Source organism: Nocardioides agariphilus (assembly GCF_015352445.1).
Classification (GTDB): Bacteria; Actinomycetota; Actinomycetes; order Propionibacteriales; family Nocardioidaceae; genus Nocardioides; species Nocardioides agariphilus.
Genome location: NZ_JADKPO010000021.1, coordinates 45,072 through 63,978, shown reverse-complemented (window position 1 = coordinate 63,978; position 18,907 = coordinate 45,072). Strand labels below are relative to the sequence as shown.

Annotated in this window: 15 protein-coding genes; 8 read left to right on the top strand and 7 right to left on the bottom strand. The window is 70.9% G+C overall.

Features of this window, described 5'->3' with window-relative positions:
- Positions 1 to 2: 2 nt before the first annotated feature.
- Both mnmA and ISU10_RS15465 read left to right on the top strand, forming a co-directional pair.
- Positions 3 to 1,103 (top strand): tRNA 2-thiouridine(34) synthase MnmA, encoded by a 1,101-nt coding sequence (gene mnmA / locus ISU10_RS15470; RefSeq protein ID WP_228501071.1) that lies wholly within the window; start codon positions 3 to 5, stop codon positions 1,101 to 1,103.
- Complete coding sequence (locus tag ISU10_RS15465) at positions 1,100 to 2,098, top strand: methionine synthase (RefSeq protein ID WP_194697307.1); 999 nt, start codon at positions 1,100 to 1,102, stop codon at positions 2,096 to 2,098. Before mnmA ends, ISU10_RS15465 begins: the two co-directional genes overlap by 4 nt.
- Before the next feature lie 13 nt (positions 2,099 to 2,111).
- Here ISU10_RS15465 and ISU10_RS24185 read toward each other — a convergent pair whose 3' ends face one another.
- The 6 genes from ISU10_RS24185 to ISU10_RS15435 all read right to left on the bottom strand — a co-directional run bounded on the left by ISU10_RS24185 (position 2,112) and on the right by ISU10_RS15435 (position 10,070).
- The gene (locus ISU10_RS24185; RefSeq protein WP_194697306.1) at positions 2,112 to 3,368 is read right to left on the bottom strand and encodes a glycoside hydrolase family 16 protein; all 1,257 of its coding nucleotides are present in this window, start codon (positions 3,366 to 3,368) and stop codon (positions 2,112 to 2,114) included.
- 223 nt (positions 3,369 to 3,591) lie between these two features.
- Positions 3,592 to 4,881, bottom strand: a complete 1,290-nt coding sequence (locus ISU10_RS15455) for a glycoside hydrolase family 16 protein (protein WP_194697305.1) — start codon at positions 4,879 to 4,881, stop codon at positions 3,592 to 3,594.
- Between the two features lie 83 nt (positions 4,882 to 4,964).
- Positions 4,965 to 6,131 carry a glycoside hydrolase family 16 protein gene (locus ISU10_RS24180; RefSeq protein ID WP_194697304.1) on the bottom strand — a complete coding sequence of 389 codons (1,167 nt, stop codon included), beginning with the start codon at positions 6,129 to 6,131 and terminating at the stop codon, positions 4,965 to 4,967.
- A 63-nt stretch (positions 6,132 to 6,194) separates the two neighbouring features.
- A complete protein-coding gene (locus tag ISU10_RS15445) occupies positions 6,195 to 7,877 on the bottom strand; it encodes an MFS transporter (RefSeq protein WP_194697303.1) in 1,683 nt (560 codons plus the stop codon).
- Positions 7,878 to 7,886: 9 nt separating this feature from the next.
- Positions 7,887 to 8,519 carry a TetR-like C-terminal domain-containing protein gene (locus ISU10_RS15440; RefSeq protein WP_370865473.1) on the bottom strand — a complete coding sequence of 211 codons (633 nt, stop codon included), beginning with the start codon at positions 8,517 to 8,519 and terminating at the stop codon, positions 7,887 to 7,889.
- A 144-nt stretch (positions 8,520 to 8,663) separates the two neighbouring features.
- Positions 8,664 to 10,070 carry an FAD-binding oxidoreductase gene (locus ISU10_RS15435; RefSeq protein ID WP_194697302.1) on the bottom strand — a complete coding sequence of 469 codons (1,407 nt, stop codon included), beginning with the start codon at positions 10,068 to 10,070 and terminating at the stop codon, positions 8,664 to 8,666.
- A gap of 83 nt (positions 10,071 to 10,153) precedes the next feature.
- Between ISU10_RS15435 and ISU10_RS15430 the strand changes: the two genes are divergently transcribed.
- Complete coding sequence (locus ISU10_RS15430) at positions 10,154 to 11,086, top strand: LysR family transcriptional regulator (protein ID WP_194697301.1); 933 nt, start codon at positions 10,154 to 10,156, stop codon at positions 11,084 to 11,086.
- On the opposite strand, the gene ligA is transcribed toward ISU10_RS15430, so the two are convergent.
- Complete coding sequence (gene ligA, locus ISU10_RS15425; protein ID WP_194697300.1) at positions 11,049 to 13,166, bottom strand: NAD-dependent DNA ligase LigA; 2,118 nt, start codon at positions 13,164 to 13,166, stop codon at positions 11,049 to 11,051. The two genes, ISU10_RS15430 and ligA, sit on opposite strands and share 38 nt — an antisense overlap.
- Before the next feature lie 63 nt (positions 13,167 to 13,229).
- Between ligA and ISU10_RS15420 the strand changes: the two genes are divergently transcribed.
- The 5 genes from ISU10_RS15420 (at position 13,230) to ISU10_RS15400 (ending at position 18,906) form a co-directional block, all read left to right on the top strand.
- Positions 13,230 to 13,856: an alpha/beta hydrolase gene (locus tag ISU10_RS15420; RefSeq protein ID WP_370865470.1), complete on the top strand. Its 627-nt coding sequence runs from the start codon at positions 13,230 to 13,232 to the stop codon at positions 13,854 to 13,856.
- Between the two features lie 62 nt (positions 13,857 to 13,918).
- Positions 13,919 to 14,239: an Asp-tRNA(Asn)/Glu-tRNA(Gln) amidotransferase subunit GatC gene (gene gatC, locus ISU10_RS15415; RefSeq protein WP_194697298.1), complete on the top strand. Its 321-nt coding sequence runs from the start codon at positions 13,919 to 13,921 to the stop codon at positions 14,237 to 14,239.
- Positions 14,236 to 15,771: an Asp-tRNA(Asn)/Glu-tRNA(Gln) amidotransferase subunit GatA gene (gene gatA, locus ISU10_RS15410; protein ID WP_194697297.1), complete on the top strand. Its 1,536-nt coding sequence runs from the start codon at positions 14,236 to 14,238 to the stop codon at positions 15,769 to 15,771. Before gatC ends, gatA begins: the two co-directional genes overlap by 4 nt.
- On the top strand, positions 15,768 to 17,300 hold the full coding sequence (gene gatB, locus ISU10_RS15405) for an Asp-tRNA(Asn)/Glu-tRNA(Gln) amidotransferase subunit GatB (protein WP_194697296.1): 1,533 nt from the start codon (positions 15,768 to 15,770) through the stop codon (positions 17,298 to 17,300). Before gatA ends, gatB begins: the two co-directional genes overlap by 4 nt.
- A 271-nt stretch (positions 17,301 to 17,571) precedes the next feature.
- Positions 17,572 to 18,906, top strand: a complete 1,335-nt coding sequence (locus ISU10_RS15400; RefSeq protein ID WP_194697295.1) for a prenyltransferase/squalene oxidase repeat-containing protein — start codon at positions 17,572 to 17,574, stop codon at positions 18,904 to 18,906.
- Position 18,907 lies beyond the last annotated feature (1 nt).

The window sequence follows — 18,907 nt, the reverse complement described above, 5'->3', positions numbered from 1 at the left end:
CCTTGAAGGTGGTAGCCGCCATGTCCGGCGGGGTCGACTCCGCCGTGGCCGCCGCCCGGGCCGTCGAGGCGGGCCACGACGTCACGGGCATCCACCTGGCGCTCTCGCGCAACCCCGCGTCGTACCGGTCCGGCGCCCGCGGCTGCTGCACGCTCGAGGATGCCCACGATGCACGCAGGGCAGCCGACGTGATCGGCATCCCGTTCTACGTCTGGGATCTCAGCGAGCGGTTCCACGAGGACGTCGTGGTGGACTTCATGGACGAGTACGCCGCCGGCCGCACGCCCAACCCCTGCCTGCGGTGCAACGAGAAGATCAAGTTCGCAGCGGTGCTCGACCGCGCGATCGGGCTGGGCTTCGATGCCGTGGCCACCGGGCACTACGCCCGGCTTCGCGTGGCGGCAGACGGCGAGGTCGAGCTGCACCGGGCCGAGGACGACGGCAAGGACCAGTCCTATGTGCTCGGCGTGCTGACCCAGGACCAGCTGCGTCACTCGCTGTTCCCGCTGGGTGACACGCCCAAGAGCCAGGTGCGCCAGGAGGCCGAGCGCCGTGGCCTGCGCGTCGCCGACAAGCCCGACTCCCACGACATCTGCTTCGTCTCCGACGGCGACAACGCCGGGTGGCTGCGCGAGAAGCTGGGGGAGCGGGCACCCAATCACGGGGGCGACATCGTCGACGACGCCTCCGGCGAGGTGCTCGGCCACCACGACGGCACCTACGCGTTCACCATCGGCCAGCGCAAGGGGCTGCGGCTCGGACGCCCGGCAGCCGACGGCAAGCCGAGGTTCGTGCTCGACATCGAGCCGGTCTCGGGCACGGTCAAGGTCGGGCCGCGTGCGGCCCTCCGGGTCGGGCGGCTGGAGGCGTCCCACGCGCGCTGGTGCGGCGCCGCGCCCGGACGACTGATGGGCACCGTGCAGCTGCGAGCCCACGGGAGCGAGCACCGGGCCGTGGTGACGGCCGACGGCGACCACGTCGACGTGGAGCTGATCGACCCGGCCGAGGGGATCGCGCCCGGCCAGTCCGCGGTCGTGTACGACGGCACCCGGGTCGTCGGCTCGGCGACGATCTCTGCTACTCACCCAGCCGGCTCCCGATGACCCTGGCGACCGGGGTCGGGTCGCTTCCCGGCACCGATCCCGCGGAGGCCGTGCGGGTGGTCGTCGGCGAGCTGCCCGACCTGCCGCACCTGCCCGAGCTGCCCGACAGGGGACCGACCGCCTCGATGACCGGTCGCGCGCTGGGGCTGGTCGCCGAGCTCGGTGCGGACCTCCAACCGGCGGGCTGGCGGCTCACCGGCGGCAGTGCGGGGGGCGACCAGCGCCGGGCCCGCAGCCTGCTCGCCCAGGACCTCGACATGCTCGAGGAGGCGCTGCAGGACTACACCGGCCACCTCAAGGTCCAGGTCACCGGTCCGTGGACGCTGGCGGCCACGGTGGAGCGGCCGCGCGGCGACAAGATCCTGGCCGACCACGGAGCGCGCCGCGACCTGGCACAGGCGCTGGCCGAGGGCGTGCGCGTCCACGTCGCAGACGTACGCCGCCGGGTCCCGGGGGCCGGACGGCTCCTGCTCCAGGTCGACGAGCCGGCGCTGGGTGCGGTGCTGGCGGCGCGGGTGCCGACCGCCTCGGGGTTCGGCCGGCACCGCTCGGTGGACAAGCCGGAGGTCTCGGACCAGCTGGGCTGGGTGCTCGCGGCGGCCTCGGAGTCCGGTGCGGAGCCGTGGGTGCACTCGTGCGCACCCGGCACCCCGCTCGACCTGCTGCGCGGGGCGGGCGCGCGGGGCTTGTTCGTCGACCTCGCGGTGCTCTCGGACGCCGATCACGACCACCTCGGCGAGGCTCTCGACGCTGGCGACGGCGTAGCTCTCGGCGTGGTGCCGTCAGTCCAGCCGGACGGAGGGCCCGACGCTGCGCAGAACGACCGGGCCCTGACCGACCGCGTGCTGGGCTGGCTCGACCAGCTGGGCCTGGATCCGGAGGTCGTCGGTCAGCGGCTCCTGGTCACCCCGTCGTGCGGCCTGGCCGGAGCGTCCCCCGCCTGGGCGCGCAGGGCGATGGAGCTGTGCCGCGAGGTCGCGCGGCACCTGTCCTGACCTTCTGGTCCCCTCAGCGGGGAGCGGGCTTCTCCGGCGTGTAGCCCGGCGCCTGCCAGAACCGCACCCAGTCGACGCTCATCCACTGCGGCAGGTTCTGCTCGCCGCCGAGCTTGCTCAGCTCGTAGTCGGAGCTGAGGAGGCTCAGGATCGGGTACTGGGAGATGCCGGAGATGCCACGCGTGATGCGCGAGGTCTCGCGTCCGTCGATGCGGAACACGTAGGCGCTCGGCGTCCACTCCACCGAGAACACGTGGTAGCGCTTGAACCAGCGGTCCTTCTTGCTCGACAAGAACCGCTCCGGCTTGGTGATCCAGCCACCGATCTTCTCGGGCGGGGCACCCTCTCGCGGTGCGTAGACGAAGCTGGTGAGGCCGCCGTTCTTCACGCCGTGGCCGAAGTACTCGATGATGTCGATCTCGGCACCGCCCTGGAAGGCGTTGGGCAGGTACGTCGGGAACTGCGGCTGCATCCACAGCGACGCGTGCTGACCCTGGAGCCTCTCGAACTTGATGCGGGCGGCCACCACGCCGTAGCGCAGGAAGTAGCGGCCCTGGGTCGAGACGTGGCCGTTGAAGCGGTAGTCGAAGTTGCCGATCAGGCTGCCGTCGTACTTGTGGGCAGCACACGAGGCCGCCGGCTTGGAGGTGTCCCGGATGACGCCGAGCCGCAGGGCGCCACCGGAGACGGCGGTGGCCGACGGGTCGCCCTTGGAGCAGGCGCGCATCGAGGCGGGCTCGTAGTACTGACCGCGCTGGATCCAGTCGTCGCTGAGGGTGGTGCCGTTGAACTGGTCGGTGAAGGTGGCCGTGCCCCACTGCGAGGTCGCGGCTGACGCGCTGGCCACGGTGCGCAAGGTGGTGCTCCTGGGAGCCAACGCGCGGTAGGTGATCGGGCTGGTGCTGGTGCCGGCGGAGACGCGGAACTGGACTCGGCCCCTGGAGTTCTGGCGGCCGGAGGCGACCTTGACCCACTGGCTGCCGACCTTCTTCTGAAGGTGGACCAGCCGGCCCTTGGTGGCAGGGGTGAAGGTCGCGATCACCACGGCCTTGGCCGAGTCGGGACTGGCGATGCTGGCACCCGGCTGCACGATGCCGGGCAGGACCTGGATGGTGGCCGTCTGGCGGGCCGCCTCGGCCGACTGTCCGAAGGAGGCGAAGGCCGCGCTGGCGGCAAGGGCGAGGAGAGCGGCAGCGACCGGACGGCGGAACCGTCGTCTCGCGGCGCCACGCGCGCTCGCTGGAACGCTCGGGGGGGTAAGCGTCTGCACGTTCTGGTCCTCCAGGTCGTTTCGGGGGGTGGGGTCGACCTATGGCGGAGCCCGAGACAAGGGGGTGGGGCTCCAGTACCCGCGCGGTGAGTGTGCCATGCGCTCAGCGCACCCCGGCACGCTTTGGCCGAGATTTGAACGAACTGGGGAGAAATAGTCACCACGGCCCGGACACCCCGTGAGGGTGTCCGGGCCGTGCCGTCTGGCTGGACCGGGCCCCGGGTCAGGGCGCCGCGGTCACCGGCGGGTCGGGCGTGATGAAGGCAGGGTTCTGCCAGGTCTTGACCCAGTCGACGCTCATCGTCTGGGGCAGGTGCTTCTCCTCCGGGTCGGGCAGCTTGGCCAGCTCGTAGTCGGAGCACAGGATCGACAGGATCGGGTACTCCGGGGTCGAGGCGGTGCCCAGCGCGCCGTTGCCGGTGATCTTGCTGGCGGGGATCCGGCCGGTCTCCTTGCCGTCGATGCGGAAGATGTAGGCCAACGGCGACCACTCGACCGAGAACACGTGGTAGCGCTTGTACCACTCGTCGGTCTGGTTCATCAGGAACTGGTCGGGGTTGGGCACCCAGCCCTTGTTGCCGATGCCGTACTTCTTGCCGAGTCGGCTGGGAGCGTAGGCGAAGCTGGTCAGCCCGCCGTTGGGGACGCCCTTGCCGAACCACTCGATGGCGTCGATCTCGTGGCCGGTCGTGCGGCTGGTGTCGGGGTCGTCGGGCTGCAGCCAGAACGACGCGTGCTGACCCTGCAGCGGCTGGAACTTGATGCGGGCGGCAGCCACGCCGTAGAGGAAGCTGTGCTTGTCGTCGGTGCCGATGTTGGCCTGCAGGCGCCAGCGGAACTTGCCGTAGATCTTGGCGGGGTTGGAGACCTTCGGGGGCTTGCAATAGCCCGAGCGCGACTTGTCGATGATGACGCTGAGCTTGGCGGTGCCCTGGCTCACCTTGACCGCCCTGGGCGATGCCTTGGCGCAGGTGCGCCGCGACAGGGGCTCGTAGTCGGTCTGGCGGTGGCTCCAGTAGGCCGAGTTGAGGGCGGTGCCGGAGAACTGCTCGGTCCAGTCCTCGTCGCTGCCCCACAGCGAGGTGCTGGCCGAAGCCGTTGCGCCACCAGGCCCGTAGATCCGGTAGGTCACCGGACTCGTGCGCGACGGCGAGGCGACGGCGAACAGGGCGTAGCCGCGCTTGTCGATCTTGCTCTTGGCGACCACGACCCAGCTGGCGCCGGACTGCCGCTGCAGCTTGACGGTCTTGCCCGCCTTGGCTGCGCCGTACTTGGTCGTCACGGCCCACTTGGTGGTGTTGGCGTTATGGGGCTTGGCTCCCGGCCCGACGACGCCCGGAACGATGGAGATCGGTCTGAGGGCCTGGCGGGCGACGGTGGCCGGGGCTGCTGCTGCCGGCACGGGACTCGCCGGGGCGGCGGACTGGAGGACCGCCACGACACCGGACGTCGCCAACAACAGGCTCGCGGTCAGACAGACCTTCTGGGCGAATTTCTTGCGGCTGGACAGCATGCACATTCCTTACCTGGTCAGGATGCGGAAGTCTCTCACAGCCAGGCGACAACACCAGGGCAGCGAGAGCTCGTGTTGGGTCCTCACGCCTCCCAGAACCTCACCCAGTCGACGTGCATGGTCTGGGGGAGGTCGCCGGGGTCGGGCAGCTTGCGCAGCTCGTAGTCGGAGCTGAGCAGGCTCAAGATGGGGTACTCCGGCTGGTGCGAGATGCCTTCGCTGGTGCGCCAGGTCTCCTTGCCGTCGATGCGGAAGATGTAGGCCTGGGAGGTCCACTCGACCGAGAACACGTGGTAGCGGTCGTACCAGCTGTCGTCTTGGCCGGTGAGGAAGGAGTCGGGATCGGCGATGAAGTCGCCCACCTTGACCGGGCCGTCCTCGGAGAGCTTGTAGATGAAGGTGGTGAGCCCGCCGTTGGCTGTGCCCTCGCCGAACCACTCGATCACGTCGATCTCAGCACCCCCGGTCGCCGAGTCGGTGGTGCTCTCGGAGATGGCGGGCTGCATCCACAACGATGCGTGCTGGCCCTGCATCTTCTGGAACTTGATGCGGGCCGCGAGCACGCCGTACCGGAAGTAGTGGGCATTGGGCATCACGTGCCCGTTGAGGCGGTAGCGGTAGGAGCCGATGAGGTCGCCCTTGCCGTTGCGCGGGCTGCACCGCTCGTCGGCGCGTGCGGGGTCGAGCAGCACGCTGAGCTGGAGCGTGCCGCCGCCGACGGCCACCGCGTCGCCAGATCCCTTCGAGCACGCCCGCAGGCCCTCGACGTTGTAGTCCTCGCCACGGTTGAGCCACTGGTCGCCGAGGGTGTCGCGATCGAACTCGTCCTCGAAGTCGGGGCGGCCCCATTCGTCGCCGGAGAGCACCGGGCTGGTCGCCTCGGCGGAGTCCCCGTCCCCGAGCGAGACGACCCGGTAGCTGCGGCCCGCGTCCAGGCCGCCCCTCTCGAGCAGGAACTCGACGTTGCCGTCGGCATCCTGCTCGGCCACCGCCTGGCTCTCCCACCCGGCACCGGAGCGGGTCTGGAGGTGGACGGGCCGACCCTCGTCGGCGGGCTCGACGGTCGCGACGACCAGGCCGACCGCCTTGTCGCTCGAGGCCGGGTCTGCGCCCGGCTGGGCGATGCCCGGAAGTAGCTGGGCAGTGACCGTCTGCTGGGCCTTGCGGACGTATCCCAGGTAGGCATACGCGCCGCCGCCCACGAGCGCGGCGACCAGCAGCCCGACCAGCACCCACCTCCCTGTGCGCACCGGCAGAGAGTGGCACAAAAGCCCCCGGGTGTGGACACACCCGGGGGCCTTTGTCGAGATGCCTCAGCCCACGTGGACGCCCTCCGGGCCGTCGGTGGCGAGCTCCTCGTGCTTGACGTCGAGGAACGCCCAGACGACCGCGGAGCCGGCCAGCATCAAGAAGACGCCGACCAGGAAGGCAGCCGTGGCCCCCTCGGTGAACGCGCCGAGGTAGGAGACCTGACCGACCAGCTCCTGGACCGACCCGACACCGAAGGCGTCCATCAGCTGCTGGATCACGCCGGGGTCCGCGCCCTGGAGTCCCCGGCCGATGGCGGGGGCGGTCTCCTCGATGCGACTGGTCGTGAAGTGGCTGGCCACCGTGCTCAGTATCGCCAGACCCAGCGCGCCACCGACCTGCTGCATGGTGTTGAGCACGCCCGAGCCGATACCGGAGTCCTCCGAGCGCACGTGGTGCACGGCGGTCAGCGTCAACGGCACGAACACCGCGCCCATGCCCAGCGCCATCAGCACGACGAAGGGGAAGACGTGGGTCCAGTAGCTGACGTCCGCGCCGAGGTGCTGGCCGCTGAGGACCGCCTGGAGGACGCTGCTCTCGCTGTCGGGGACGCTCAACCGGGAGAACCCGAACAGGGCGGTGGCAGCCACGAGCGTGCCGGTGCCGGCGATGTAGCGCGCGTCGATGCGGTTGACCAGGTTGGACACGATCGTCGCGCTGATGATGATGCCCGCGCTGAACGGCAGGAACGCGACGCCGGTCTTGAGCGGGCTGTAGCCCATCACGTTCTGGATGAACAGGCTCAGGAAGAAGAACATCGAGAACATCGCGGCCGGCAGCAGCGCCATGGCCACGAAGCTCGCGGCCCGGGTGCGGTTGGCGAAGATCCGGAACGGCAGCAACGGGTGCTCGACCCGGGACTCGACGGCCACGAACAGCGCCAGCAGGATCACTCCGGCCACCAGGCTCGTGATCGTCCAGGGGTCGCCCCACCCGTACGACGGGTTGCCGGCGTGGGTGAGACCGAAGACGATCGCCAGCAGGCCGCCGGTGCCGGTGATGGCGCCGGGCACGTCCAGCTGACCCGGGTGGGTCTCGGACTCGGGCAGGAAGCGCGGCGCGAGCAGCGCGGTCACGATGCCGATCGGCACGTTGATGAGGAAGGTCATCCGCCAGCCGTGGACGTCGGCACCGAAGATGGTGAAGTCGGAGCCGGTCAGCCAGCCACCGAGGATCAGGCCGACGGCTGCGCCGGCGCCCGACATGGCGGCGTACACGGCGAAGGCCCGGTTGCGGGCCGGACCCGCGGGGAAGGTGGTGGTGATCAGCGCGAGAGCGGCCGGAGAGGCCAGCGCCGCGCCGAGGCCCTGGAGGCCACGAGCGCCGAGCAGCAGCGTCTCGCTCTGCGCCAGGCCGCCCAGCATGGAGGCGACCGCGAAGACGACCAGACCGATCATGAAGATGCGGCGGCGGCCGTAGAGGTCGGCCAGCCGGCCGCCCAGCAGCAGCAGGCCGCCGAAGACCAGGGTGTAGCCGGTGACGATCCAGGTCAGGTTGATGCCGCTGATGTCGAGATCCTTGCCGATGAAGGGCAAGGCGATGTTGGCGATGGTGGCGTCGAGCACCACCATCAGCTGAGCCACGGTGATCAGAACGAGGGCCAGGCCCAGGCGCGGGGCTCCTTTCGACTGCTCGACGACGAAGTCGTCGGGTGCCGCAGCGTCGTCGATGCGGATGTTGTCGGACATGTCGTTTCCTTAGTTCTCTTGCAGGGTCTGGAGTGAATCGAAGGGCAGCGCGGCCGGCAGGATGATCTGGTCGACGACGCGGGCGATGACGTCTTGGTCGGGCGGGAGGCCCATCAAGAACAGGCGGTGCAGACAGATGCCGGCCAGGGCCGGCGCGAGCAGGTCGATGTCGACGCCCTCACGCAGCTCACCGCGCTCCTGGGCCCGCTCGAAGATGAGCCGGCCCATCGCGGCCTTGGGCCCGATCACGCGCTGCCGGAACGCCTCGGCGAACTCGGCGTCGCGGCTGATCGCTGTCAGCACGCTGGCGAACGTCGCCACGGCGCTGTGGTCGGTCAGGCCGCCTGCGCCGCAGAACGTCGCGATCAGATCGCCCCTCAGCGTGCCCGTGTCGGGTGCCTCGTGGGGCGTCTTCTGCGAGAGGAGGGCGTCGATGACGAGGGTGACCTTGCCGTTCCAGCGCCGGTAGAGCGTGGCCTTGGAGGCACGGGCCGCTGCCGCCACCGCGTCCATGGTGAGGCGGTCGTAGCCGACCTCTTCGAGGACGTGGAGGGTGGCGTCGAAGATCTCCTGCTCGCGGTCGCCCTCCACCCGGGGGCGAGTGCCCTCGCCGTGAGGGACGGTCATCGAGATGGGGGTCACCGGTGCTCCTGGAGGTGGTGCTTATGTGAGGTGGATGAAACGAAACGGTTCCGTTTCGTCGGACCCTACAACCGCTGACCCGGACAGAACAATTCCGTTTCATCGCGATCGATTCCTTCGGTCTAGACCACCGGGGGAGACCGCTCACAGAGCGTGCCCGAACCGGAAGACCCGGTCGGGGTCGACCTGCTGCTTGATGGCGACCAGACGCTCGTACACCTCCGGACGCCAGGCCCTGGCCACGTCCTCGCGGCTGGCGGTCGAGCTGAGCCAGTTCACGATGCTGGTGCCGGTCGTCCAGGGCGCCAGGGCCGCGATCAGTCCGATCCCGGCCGCCTTGACGACCTCCTCGAGACCGGGCAGCAGCACGCCGAGGGCCAGCAGGCTGAACGCGCCTTCCCGGCCGGCGACGGCGTTGGGCACTCGTGGCTGCCGGCCCAGGGCGCCGCCCATCAGCCGCAGCTCCACCATGGCCAGCGCCTTGTCGGAGGCGGGTCCCGCCTGCTCGATCAGGACCTCTACTGCCTCGGCGCTGAGCTCGCGCAGCAGGGTGCCCTGCTCCCAGACCGGCAGCGGGTCGGCGGGATCCTGGTGGATCGAGTCGGCCTCGGTGTAGCGCATCGCCTGTACACCCGAGAGCAGCACCTCGCCCGCGGCCAGCATGGGTGCCAGCAGCGCGGCGCCCTCGGACTCGCCACCGTCGTAGGCGAACCGCAGCATCGCCACGTGCTGGCCGCGCAACGGCTCGGGGATGTCCTCGAACGGCGGGAGGTTGAGCAGTGCGACCGAGGTCGTGGCTCGCTCGGGGAGGGTGGGTGCCCACGTCCGCCAGGAGTGCAGCACGTCGCGCACCGACGAGGCGGCGAAGAACACCGCCCCGGCGTACATCGTCGTGAGCGGCACGAGTCCGAGGACCATGGAGGTGACGACGCCGAAGTTGCCCTTGCCGCCGCGCACGGCCCAGAACAGGTCGGCCTCGCTGCCGGCGTCGACGTGGCGGAGCCGGCCGTCGGCGGTCACCAGCTCGAAGGAGCTGACCTGGTCGGCGCCGAAGCCGTGCGCGCGGCTGAGCGGGCCGATGCCGCCACCCGTGCAGAAGCCCACCACTCCGACGTCGGAGGAGGAGCCGCTGACCGGGGCGAGGTCGTAGGGCGCGGCAGCCTCGACGACGTCGACCCAGCGAGTGCCGGCACCCACCGTGGCCGTCCGGCGGACGGGGTCGATCTCGACCGAGCGCACCCGGCCCGTGGTGATCATCAAGGCGTCCGCCACGCCGTGGACGGCCCCGTGACCGGTCGACTGCACGGCGACGGGAAGCCCGTGGGCGACAGCCCACGAGACGGCGGCGACGACGTCCTCGGAGCTGGTCGCGCCGACCACCACCCGGGGACGGTGGGTCACGGCGAGGTTGAAGGCCGCGACCTCCTCAGCGGCCCGAGGGTCGGCGCCGTCGAGAACGGGGCCGGCCACCCGGCGTACGAGGTCGGTGAGGTCGGTGGCGGACTGGTTGGCGGACCGGTCGTCTGATGTGCGGTCGATGATCTGGGTCATGCCGACAAGGTGCCGCTGACACCTCTGGCAAAGCCACGACTTGCGTCCTCGTCGGCGTGAGCCAGGGCCTAACATCGCAGGTCATGGAGCTACGGCAGCTGCGCTACTTCGTGGCCGTGGCCGACGAGCTGCACTTCGCGAAGGCCGCCGCGCGGCTACTGATCGCCGGTCCGTCGCTGAGCCAGCAGATCAAGGCGCTCGAGCGGGACCTCAAGGTGACGCTGTTCGAGCGGTCGCCGACAGAGGTCGCGCTGACCTCGGCGGGTGCCCGCCTGCTGCCCCTGGCGCGGGAGGCGCTCGCTGCCGCCGACCTCGTGACCGACACGGCGCGGCTCGTGGCCGAGGACCGGGCCACGGTGCTGCGGTTGGGGTTCTTGGCGTTCTCGTTGACGGCCACCTCGCGACAGCTGCTGACCGAGTTCGGACGCGCCGAGTCGGGGATCACCGTGCAGCTGCGGCAGTTCGAGTGGGACGAGCCCGCTGGTGGGCTGCTCTCCGGCGCGACGGACGCGGCCCTGGTGCGACCGCCCTTCACCGGGATGGAGGGCCTGCACCTGCTGGAGCTTGCCCGCGAGCCGGTGCTTGCGGTGATGTCCGATGCGAACCCGCTCGCGCAGCTCGACTCGATCACCCTCGACGACCTGGCCGGGGAGCGGTGGCTGGAGGCCGACGGCGTGACCGACCCGGTCTTCGCGGCCTTCTGGTACCTGCGCGAGCGGCGGGTGCCGTCCCGGGTGCGGACGACGACCGAGACGCTCGAGGAATGGCTCGCGGAGGTGGCGTTCGGGCGGGGGGTGAACCTGGTTCCCGAGTCCCTGGCGGCCGAGCTGCGTCGACCGGGCCTGGTCTTCGTCGAGGTGTCCGACGCGCCGGAGTCGGTGCTGGCGCTGGCCTGGCCTCGTCAGGGGGCCGCGCCGGCGGCGGAGGTGCTGGCCAGGTTCGCGGCCGGTAGGTCGGCCGGTAGGTCAGTCGGGGCGGTCACAGGCCCGAAGGGCCGGCCTCCAACAGCACCTTGAACCCGGCCTCGTCGAGGATCGCGACGCCGAGCTGTTCGGCCTTGTCGGCCTTGGAGCCGGCGTTGTCGCCGACGACGACGTAGTCGGTCTTCTTGGACACCGAGCCGGCGGCCTTGCCGCCCCGGGCCACGATCGCCTCCTTGGCGGAGTCTCGGGAGAAGTCGACCAGTGAGCCGGTGACCACGAGCGTGAGGCCCTCGAGGGTGCGCTCGGTCGACTCGTCGCGCTGGTCCTCCATGGACACACCCGCCGCCGCCCACTTGTCGACGATCTCGTTGTGCCAGCCTGCGTCCTCGCCGTCGAACCACTCGCGCACCGAGTCGGCGATGGTCGGGCCGACGCCCTCGGCCGCGGCCAGGTCGTCGACGGACGCCTTGCGGATCGCCTCCATCGAGCCGAACTCCGCTGCCAGCGCGCGGGCCGCGGTCGGGCCGACGTGGCGGATCGACAGGCCGACCAGCACCCGCCACAGCGGCACCCGCTTGGCCTCGCCGAGGTTGGCGAGCAGCCGCTCTCCGTTGGCCGACAGGACGCGGCCGTCGACCGCGACATCGGTCTCGGCCTTCTTGGCGGCGCGGGTGAACAGCTCGGTGCGCATCAGCCGATCGCGGTCGAGGGCGAACACGTCTCCCTCGTTGGCGATGACCTCCGCCGACCACAGGGCATAGGCGGCCTCGGAGCCGAGCCCTTCGATGTCGAAGGCCCCGCGTCCGGCGACGTGGAAGATCCGGTCGAGCACCTGGGACCGGCAGTACTGGTGGTTGGGGCAGCGCAGGTCCTTGTCGCCTTCCTTCTCCTGCACCAGCGCGGTGCCGCAGGCCGGGCACTCGGTCGGCATCACCCACTTCGCCAGCCCCTCGGGGCGCAGCCCCAGGACCGGGCCGACGATCTCGGGGATCACGTCGCCCGCCTTGCGCAGCACGACGGTGTCGCCGGGCCGGACGTCCTTGCGGGCCACCTCGTGGGCGTTGTGGAGGGTGGCGCGCTCGACGGTGGAACCGGCGACCTTGGTCGGCACCATCACGCCGAACGGCGTCACTCGGCCGGTGCGGCCGGTGTTGACCTCGATGCTGAGCAGGACGGTGTTGACCTCCTCGGGTGGGTATTTGAACGCGATCGCCCAGCGCGGCGCTCGCGAGGTCGAGCCCAGCCGGCGCTGCAGGGCGACCTGGTCGACCTTGACCACGACCCCGTCGATCTCGTGCTCGACGCAATGGCGGTGCTCGCCGTAGTAGTCGATGAACTCCCGCACCTCGGCGAGCGAGCCGAGCACCCGCACCCGGTCGGAGGTGGGCAGGCCCCAGGCCTTCAGCGCGTCGTAGGCCGCTGACTGGGCCTCCGGCTCGAACCCCTCGCGCGCACCGATGCCGTGGCAGACCATGCCGAGCGCTCGGGTGGCGGTGACCCGGGGGTCTTTCTGGCGCAGCGACCCGGCGGCCGCGTTGCGTGGGTTGGCGAAGGCGGGCTTGCCGGCCTCGGTCATCGACTCGTTGAGCCGCTCGAAGGCCAGCGTGGGCAAGAAGACCTCGCCGCGCACCTCGACGAGAGCGGGCACCGGGTGGTCCTTGCTCGCCCGCAGCCGGTGAGGCACCGACTCGATGGTCTTGACGTTGGGCGTGACGTCCTCGCCGGTGCGCCCGTCGCCACGTGTGAGGGCGCGCACCAGGCGGCCGCGCTCGTAGAGCAGGTTGATGGCCAGGCCGTCGACCTTCAGCTCGCACAGCAGGTCGGGGTCGGTCACGCCGTCTCGCTCGATGCGGGAGTACCAGGCGTGGAGCTCCTCGTCGCTGAACGCGTTGTCGAGGCTCTCCATCGGCCGGATGTGGGCGACGGCGGTGAAGTCGGTCGAGACGGCGCCGCCGACCTTCTGGGTCGGCGAGTCGGGGGTGCGCAGCTCGGGGTAGAGCTCCTCGAGTGCCTGGAGCCGCCGCAACCGCACGTCGTAGTCGGCGTCGGAGAGGGTCGGGTCGTCGAGGACGAAGTAGCGCCAGCGGGCGTCCTCGATCTGCTCGGAGATCTGCTGGTGCTCCGCGCGCGCCTCGGGTGGGGTGGCCTGGACCTCTTCGCTCACGGGAGACATCTTGCCCGCTGGTACGGACAGGCCCATCTGGTTGGTGGGCGGCGCCGAATACGGTCCATGTCCGTGACCACCGTGGAGCCACACCTCACTCGCTACGACACGTCGGCCAGGCCCGGGGCCGTGGTCCTGATGCTGCACGGCGGCAAGGAACGCGGGCACGAGCTCGTCGACGGACGCAGCCTGTCGTGGCGGCGTACGGCGTGGATGCAGCGCGAGATCGCCCGGCCGTTCCAGGAGGCCGGCGTCAGCTCCTGGCTGCTGCGGTTCACCCGTCGCGGCTGGAACGGCGGAGCCGACCGCATCGCCGACGCGCGGGCCGCCCTGGCCGACGTACGCCGCGAGCTCGGCGACGTGCCGGTGGTGCTGCTCGGCCACTCGATGGGTGCCCGCACCGCCGTCCACGTGGCCGACGATGCCAACGTGGTCGGCGTGGTCGGGTTGGCGCCCTGGCTGCCTGTCGGCGAGAGCGTGGACGCGTTGCGTGGCAAACGGCTCCACGCAGCCCACGGATCGCGCGACCGGATCACGTCCGCGCGAGCGACCCGGGCCTACGTCCAACGCGCTGCGCAGGTTGCCGTGTCGGCCGAGTTCGAGGACGTAGGTCCGCTGGGTCACTACCTGCTCCGCGGTCGCGATCGGTGGAACGCCGTCGCCCTCGAGCAGACGTTCCGGATGCTGCGCCGTCACTGACGGCGTCAGCTCCGTCGTACGCGGTGAGCCCGCCTCGACGGGCGGTCCCTAGGATTCTCGCCATGCCCGACAGTCCAGCCCCAGGGCCCTCGATCAGCAGGGACGAGCTCGCCCACCTCGCGACGCTGGCCCGCATCGACCTGTCCGACGCAGAGCTCGACCACCTCGCCCCCCAGCTGTCGGTGATCCTCGAGTCGGTGGCCTCGATCAGCGGCGTGGCCGACGACGACATCCCGCCGACCTCCCACGCGCTGCCGTTGACCAACGTCTTCCGGGCCGACGTGGTGGTCCCCGGCCTGACGGTCGAGGAGGCCCTGTCCGGAGCCCCCGAGCAGGAGGAGCAGCGGTTCAAGGTGCCGAGGATCTTGGGGGACGAGCAGTGACCGGGGGCACGAGCACGACCGCGGCCGGGTTGGCCGAGGAGCTCGCGGCCGGTGCCGTGACCTCGGTCGAGGTGACCCAACGTCACCTCGACCGGATCGCCGAGGTCGACGATCGCCTCCACTCCTTCCTCCACGTCGACGCCGAGGGCGCCCTCGAGCAGGCGGCTGCCTCCGACGCGCGCCGCGCCAACGGCGAGGCTCTCTCACCGCTCGACGGGATCCCGATCGCCGTCAAGGACGTGCTGGCCACCAAGGGCCTGCCGACGACCTGCGGCTCGCGGATCCTCGAGGGGTGGGTGCCGCCGTACGACGCGACCGTCGTCGCGCGCCTGCGCGAGGCGGGTCTGCCGATCCTCGGCAAGACCAACATGGACGAGTTCGCGATGGGCTCCTCGACCGAGCACTCCGCCTACGGACCGACCAGGAACCCGTGGGACCTCGACCGGATCCCCGGCGGTTCCGGCGGTGGATCGGCGGCGGCGGTCGCCGCCTACGAAGCCCCGCTGGCGATCGGCACCGACACGGGTGGCTCGATCCGCCAGCCTGCCGCGGTGACGGGCTCGGTCGGGGTGAAGCCGACCTATGGCGGTGTCTCGCGCTACGGCCTCGTCTCGCTGGCCAACTCCCTCGACCAGGCCGGCCCCGTCACGCGCACGGTGCTGGATGCCGCGCTGCTGCACACCGTCATCGGCGGCCACGATCCGCGTGACTCGACCTCGATCGACGCGCCCCTGCCCGACCTGGTGGGCGCCACGCAGCGGGGTGCCGAGGGCGACCTGTCCGGCGTGCGGATCGGCGTCGTCAAGGAGCTCGGCGGCGAGGGCTACCAAGACGGCGTACTCGCGCGGTTCCAGGAGTCGGTCGACCTGATGGTCGCGGCCGGCGCCGAGCTGGTCGAGGTGTCCTGCCCCCACTTCGTGCACGCGCTCGCGACCTACTACCTGATCCTGCCGGCCGAGGCGTCCAGCAACCTGGCCCGCTTCGACGCGATGCGCTACGGGCTGCGCGTCACTCCCGAAGGCGACCCCAGCGCCGAGGACGTCATGCGCGCGACCCGCGAGGCGGGCTTCGGCGACGAGGTGAAGCGCCGCATCATCTTGGGCACCTACGCGCTGTCGAGCGGCTACTACGACGCCTACTACGGCAAGGCCCAGAAGGTGCGCACCCTGATCACGCGGGACTTCCAGCAGGCCTTCGAGCACGCCGACGTGCTGCTCTCGCCGACAGCGCCCACGACGGCGTTCAAGCTCGGCGAGAAGGTCGACGACCCGCTGGCGATGTACCTCAACGACCTGGCCACCATCCCCGCCAACCTCTCGGGTGTGCCGGGGATCTCGGTGCCGAGCGGCCTGGCCGACGAGGACGGCCTGCCGGCCGGCGTCCAGATCCTGGCGCCGGCGATGGCCGACGACCGGGTCTACCTGGTGGGCGCGGCGCTGGAGGCGATCCTGCTCGACAAGTGGGGCGGGCCGCTGCTCGACCAGGCGCGGGGGCTCGACGAGCTCGACCACCGAACGGGGACGACGGCATGAACGCAGAGCTGATGCCCTACGACGAGGCGCTCGAGCGCTTCGACCCCGCCCTCGGTCTCGAGGTGCACGTCGAGCTCAACACGGCCTCGAAGATGTTCTGCGGCTGCCCGACGGAGTTCGGGGCACCGCCCAACACGCAGACCTGCCCGACGTGCCTGGGCCTGCCGGGATCGATGCCCGTCGTCAACCGGACGGCCGTCGAGTCGGCGATGCGCATCGGGCTGGCGCTCAACTGCGAGATAGCCGAGTGGTGCCGCTTCGCCCGGAAGAACTACTTCTACCCGGACATGCCGAAGAACTTCCAGACCTCGCAGTACGACGAGCCCATCGCCTTCAACGGCTGGACCGACGTGGTCGTCGAGGGACCGGACGGGCCGCAGACGGTGCGCGTCGACATCGAGCGGGCTCACATGGAGGAGGACACCGGGAAGTCGCTGCACGTCGGCGGCGCGACCGGTCGCATCCACGGCGCGGACTACTCCCTCGTCGACTACAACCGCGCCGGGATCCCGCTCATCGAGATCGTCACCAAGCCGATCCTCGGCACGCGGGAGCTGGTGCCGCTGGTCGCCAAGGCCTACGTCGCGCAGCTGCGGGACCTCCTGCTCGGGCTCGGGGTGAGCGACGTGCGGATGGAGCAGGGCTCGCTGCGCTGCGACGTCAACCTCTCGCTGGCCCCGCGCGACGTCGGCTCGGAGTCCGACGGCGCGGGACGGCACGCCCTGGGCACCCGCACCGAGACCAAGAACGTCAACTCGCTGCGCTCGGTGGAGCGCGCCGTGCGTTACGAGGTGCAGCGGCACGCCGCCGTACTGACGTCCGGCCGGCCGATCCTGCAGGAGACGCGGCACTGGCACGAGGACACCGGCATCACGACCTCCGGGCGGGAGAAGTCCGACGCCGAGGACTACCGCTACTTCCCGGAGCCGGACCTGGTCCCGGTCGCGCCGGACCGCGAGTGGGTGGAGCGGTTGCGCGCCTCGCTGCCGGAGCCGCCCCACGAGCGGCGGGCGCGGTTGCAGGCGGCCTGGGGCTTCACGGACCTGGAGATGCGGGACACCGTCGGTGCCGGCGCGCTCGGTCTGGTCGAGGAGACCATCGCCGCAGGTGCCTCCGCTCAGACCGCGCGCAAGTGGTGGCTCGGCGAGCTCGCCCGACGCGCCAACGAGACCGAGACCGACATCGCCGCGCTCGGCGTGACGCCGGCTGACGTGGCCCGGGTCCAGGCGCTGGTCGACGAGGGCGCGATCAACGACAAGCTGGCGCGCCAGGTGTTCGACGGACTCGTTGCCGGGGAGGGCACTCCTGACGAGATCATTGCCGCGCGCGACCTGGCCATCGTGTCCGACGAGGGCGCCTTGTCCGCTGCCGTCGACGAGGCGATCGCCGCTAACCCCGACGTCGCCGACAAGATCCGCGAGGGCAAGGTCAATGCGGCGGGCGCGCTCATCGGTGCGGTCATGAAGCAGATGCGGGGTCAGGCCGATGCCGCGCGGGTTCGCGAGCTCGTGCTCGAAAAACTCACCTGATTCGTCGGCGACCTGGCGCGGGAGTAGGGTGAGCCCGCTCCCGTTCGGGAGCACCACAACCACAAACGCCCGTAGTCGGGGGAAGCCGGTCGAAGTCCGGCGCTGACCCGCAACCGTAGGCACCTCCTGGACCGCCAGGTCCTGGAGTGCGAGCCGGAGCACCCACGACGGAGCGTCCTGAACACACGCTGTCGTGGAAAGCAGCGGGTGGCTCCCCGGCCCGAGCTCACCGGCCGGTGATCTTCCCGCTGTCAGCAGCGGGAAGGAAGCCATGAGAATCTCCCGTCCCCTGGCCGCGGTCGTTGCAGCGACCGCAGCCGCCACCCTGGTGGCCGGGCTGGCATCGCCGGCCGGTGCCGTGACCTACGACCGGAGGCCGGCCTTCGCCGGCGGAGGCTGGCTGTCGGGCCAGCTGACCGACGGCGCGGTGCACAACCAGGAGTTCGACTTCGACGACTACGGCCTGACCATCGACGTCGCGCTCGCGCTCGACGCCGCTGGCCAGCGGCCGGCAGTCGTCCAGCAGATCGTCACGCGCGTCGCCAACGACGTGTCCAGCTACATCGGCTACATGGACGACCGCTACGCCGGCAACCTCGGCAAGGCCTCGGTCCTCGCGCTCGTCGCACATCGAGACCCGCGTGCCTTCGGTGGTCAGGACCTGATCACCCAGCTCGAGGACCGGGTCTCCTCGACCGAACCCATCGTCGGTCGGATCGAGGACCTCAGCGGCTTCGGCGACAGCGCCAACGTGTTCGGTCAGGCGTTCGCCGCCCGCGCGCTCGCTGTCACCGACAGCGCCGAGTCCGGTGACGTGACGTCGTTCCTGCTGCAGCAGCAGTGCTCGGCGGGCTACTTCCGGGAGTCCTTCACCGCCGACAAGGCTCTCGCCGACCAGTCCTGCGACGGCGCGCCCACCGGCGAGAACGGCGCCAGCACCGACGCGACCGCGACCGCGATCCTGGCGCTGTCCACCATCAAGGGCGATGCGGCCAAGGCGGCGGTCGCCAAGGCGGTCTCGTGGCTGCGTGACACCCAGCGGGCCAACGGCAGCTTCTCGATCAGCGGGAAGCCGAAGGCCCGCACCAACGCCAACAGCACCGGACTGGCGGGCTGGGCGCTGGGTCGCGCCGGCGCCCTCGGGCGGGCTGCCAAGGCCGCGGTGTGGCTGCGCAACCTCCAGGTGGGCGGCGCCAACCCGTGCTCGGGACGTCTCAAGAGGCAGCCCGGCGCCATCGCCTACGACCAGAAGGCCTACGCCGCCGGCCAGGCGGCCGGCATCGGCAAGGTGGCCAGCGGCCAGTGGCGACGGGCCTCCGCGCAGGCGCTCCCCGCGCTGACGTGGGCACCGGCCGCCAAGGGCAGGTTCACCGCCACGGCACCTCGGACCGTCGCGGTGGGCAAGCCGCTTCGTATCGAGCTGACCGGCGTAGCCGCCGGGGAGCGCGTGTGCGTGCGCAGCGGCAAGTTCTCCTACGAGTTCCGCTCTGGCCGCCGCGCCACCAACCACGTCACGTTCGTGGTCAGCCGGGACCCGGGACGGCGCACGTTCCAGGTCTACCTCGGGGCCCGGCTCCGCGAGGTGACGGTGCGGGTCACCCGCTGAG

Excerpts from the sequence above, each read along its gene's own strand:
- ISU10_RS15465 (WP_194697307.1), top strand. The coding sequence starts at position 1,100 with ATGACCCTGGCGACCGGGGTCGGGTCGCTTCCCGGCACCGATCCCGCG.
- ISU10_RS15455 (WP_194697305.1), bottom strand. The coding sequence starts at position 4,881 with ATGCTGTCCAGCCGCAAGAAATTCGCCCAGAAGGTCTGTCTGACCGCG.
- ISU10_RS15445 (WP_194697303.1), bottom strand. The coding sequence starts at position 7,877 with ATGTCCGACAACATCCGCATCGACGACGCTGCGGCACCCGACGACTTC.
- ISU10_RS15435 (WP_194697302.1), bottom strand. The coding sequence starts at position 10,070 with ATGACCCAGATCATCGACCGCACATCAGACGACCGGTCCGCCAACCAG.
- ISU10_RS15430 (WP_194697301.1), top strand. The coding sequence starts at position 10,154 with ATGGAGCTACGGCAGCTGCGCTACTTCGTGGCCGTGGCCGACGAGCTG.
- ligA (WP_194697300.1), bottom strand. The coding sequence starts at position 13,166 with ATGTCTCCCGTGAGCGAAGAGGTCCAGGCCACCCCACCCGAGGCGCGC.
- gatC (WP_194697298.1), top strand. The coding sequence starts at position 13,919 with ATGCCCGACAGTCCAGCCCCAGGGCCCTCGATCAGCAGGGACGAGCTC.
- gatB (WP_194697296.1), top strand. The coding sequence starts at position 15,768 with ATGAACGCAGAGCTGATGCCCTACGACGAGGCGCTCGAGCGCTTCGAC.
- ISU10_RS15400 (WP_194697295.1), top strand. The coding sequence starts at position 17,572 with ATGAGAATCTCCCGTCCCCTGGCCGCGGTCGTTGCAGCGACCGCAGCC.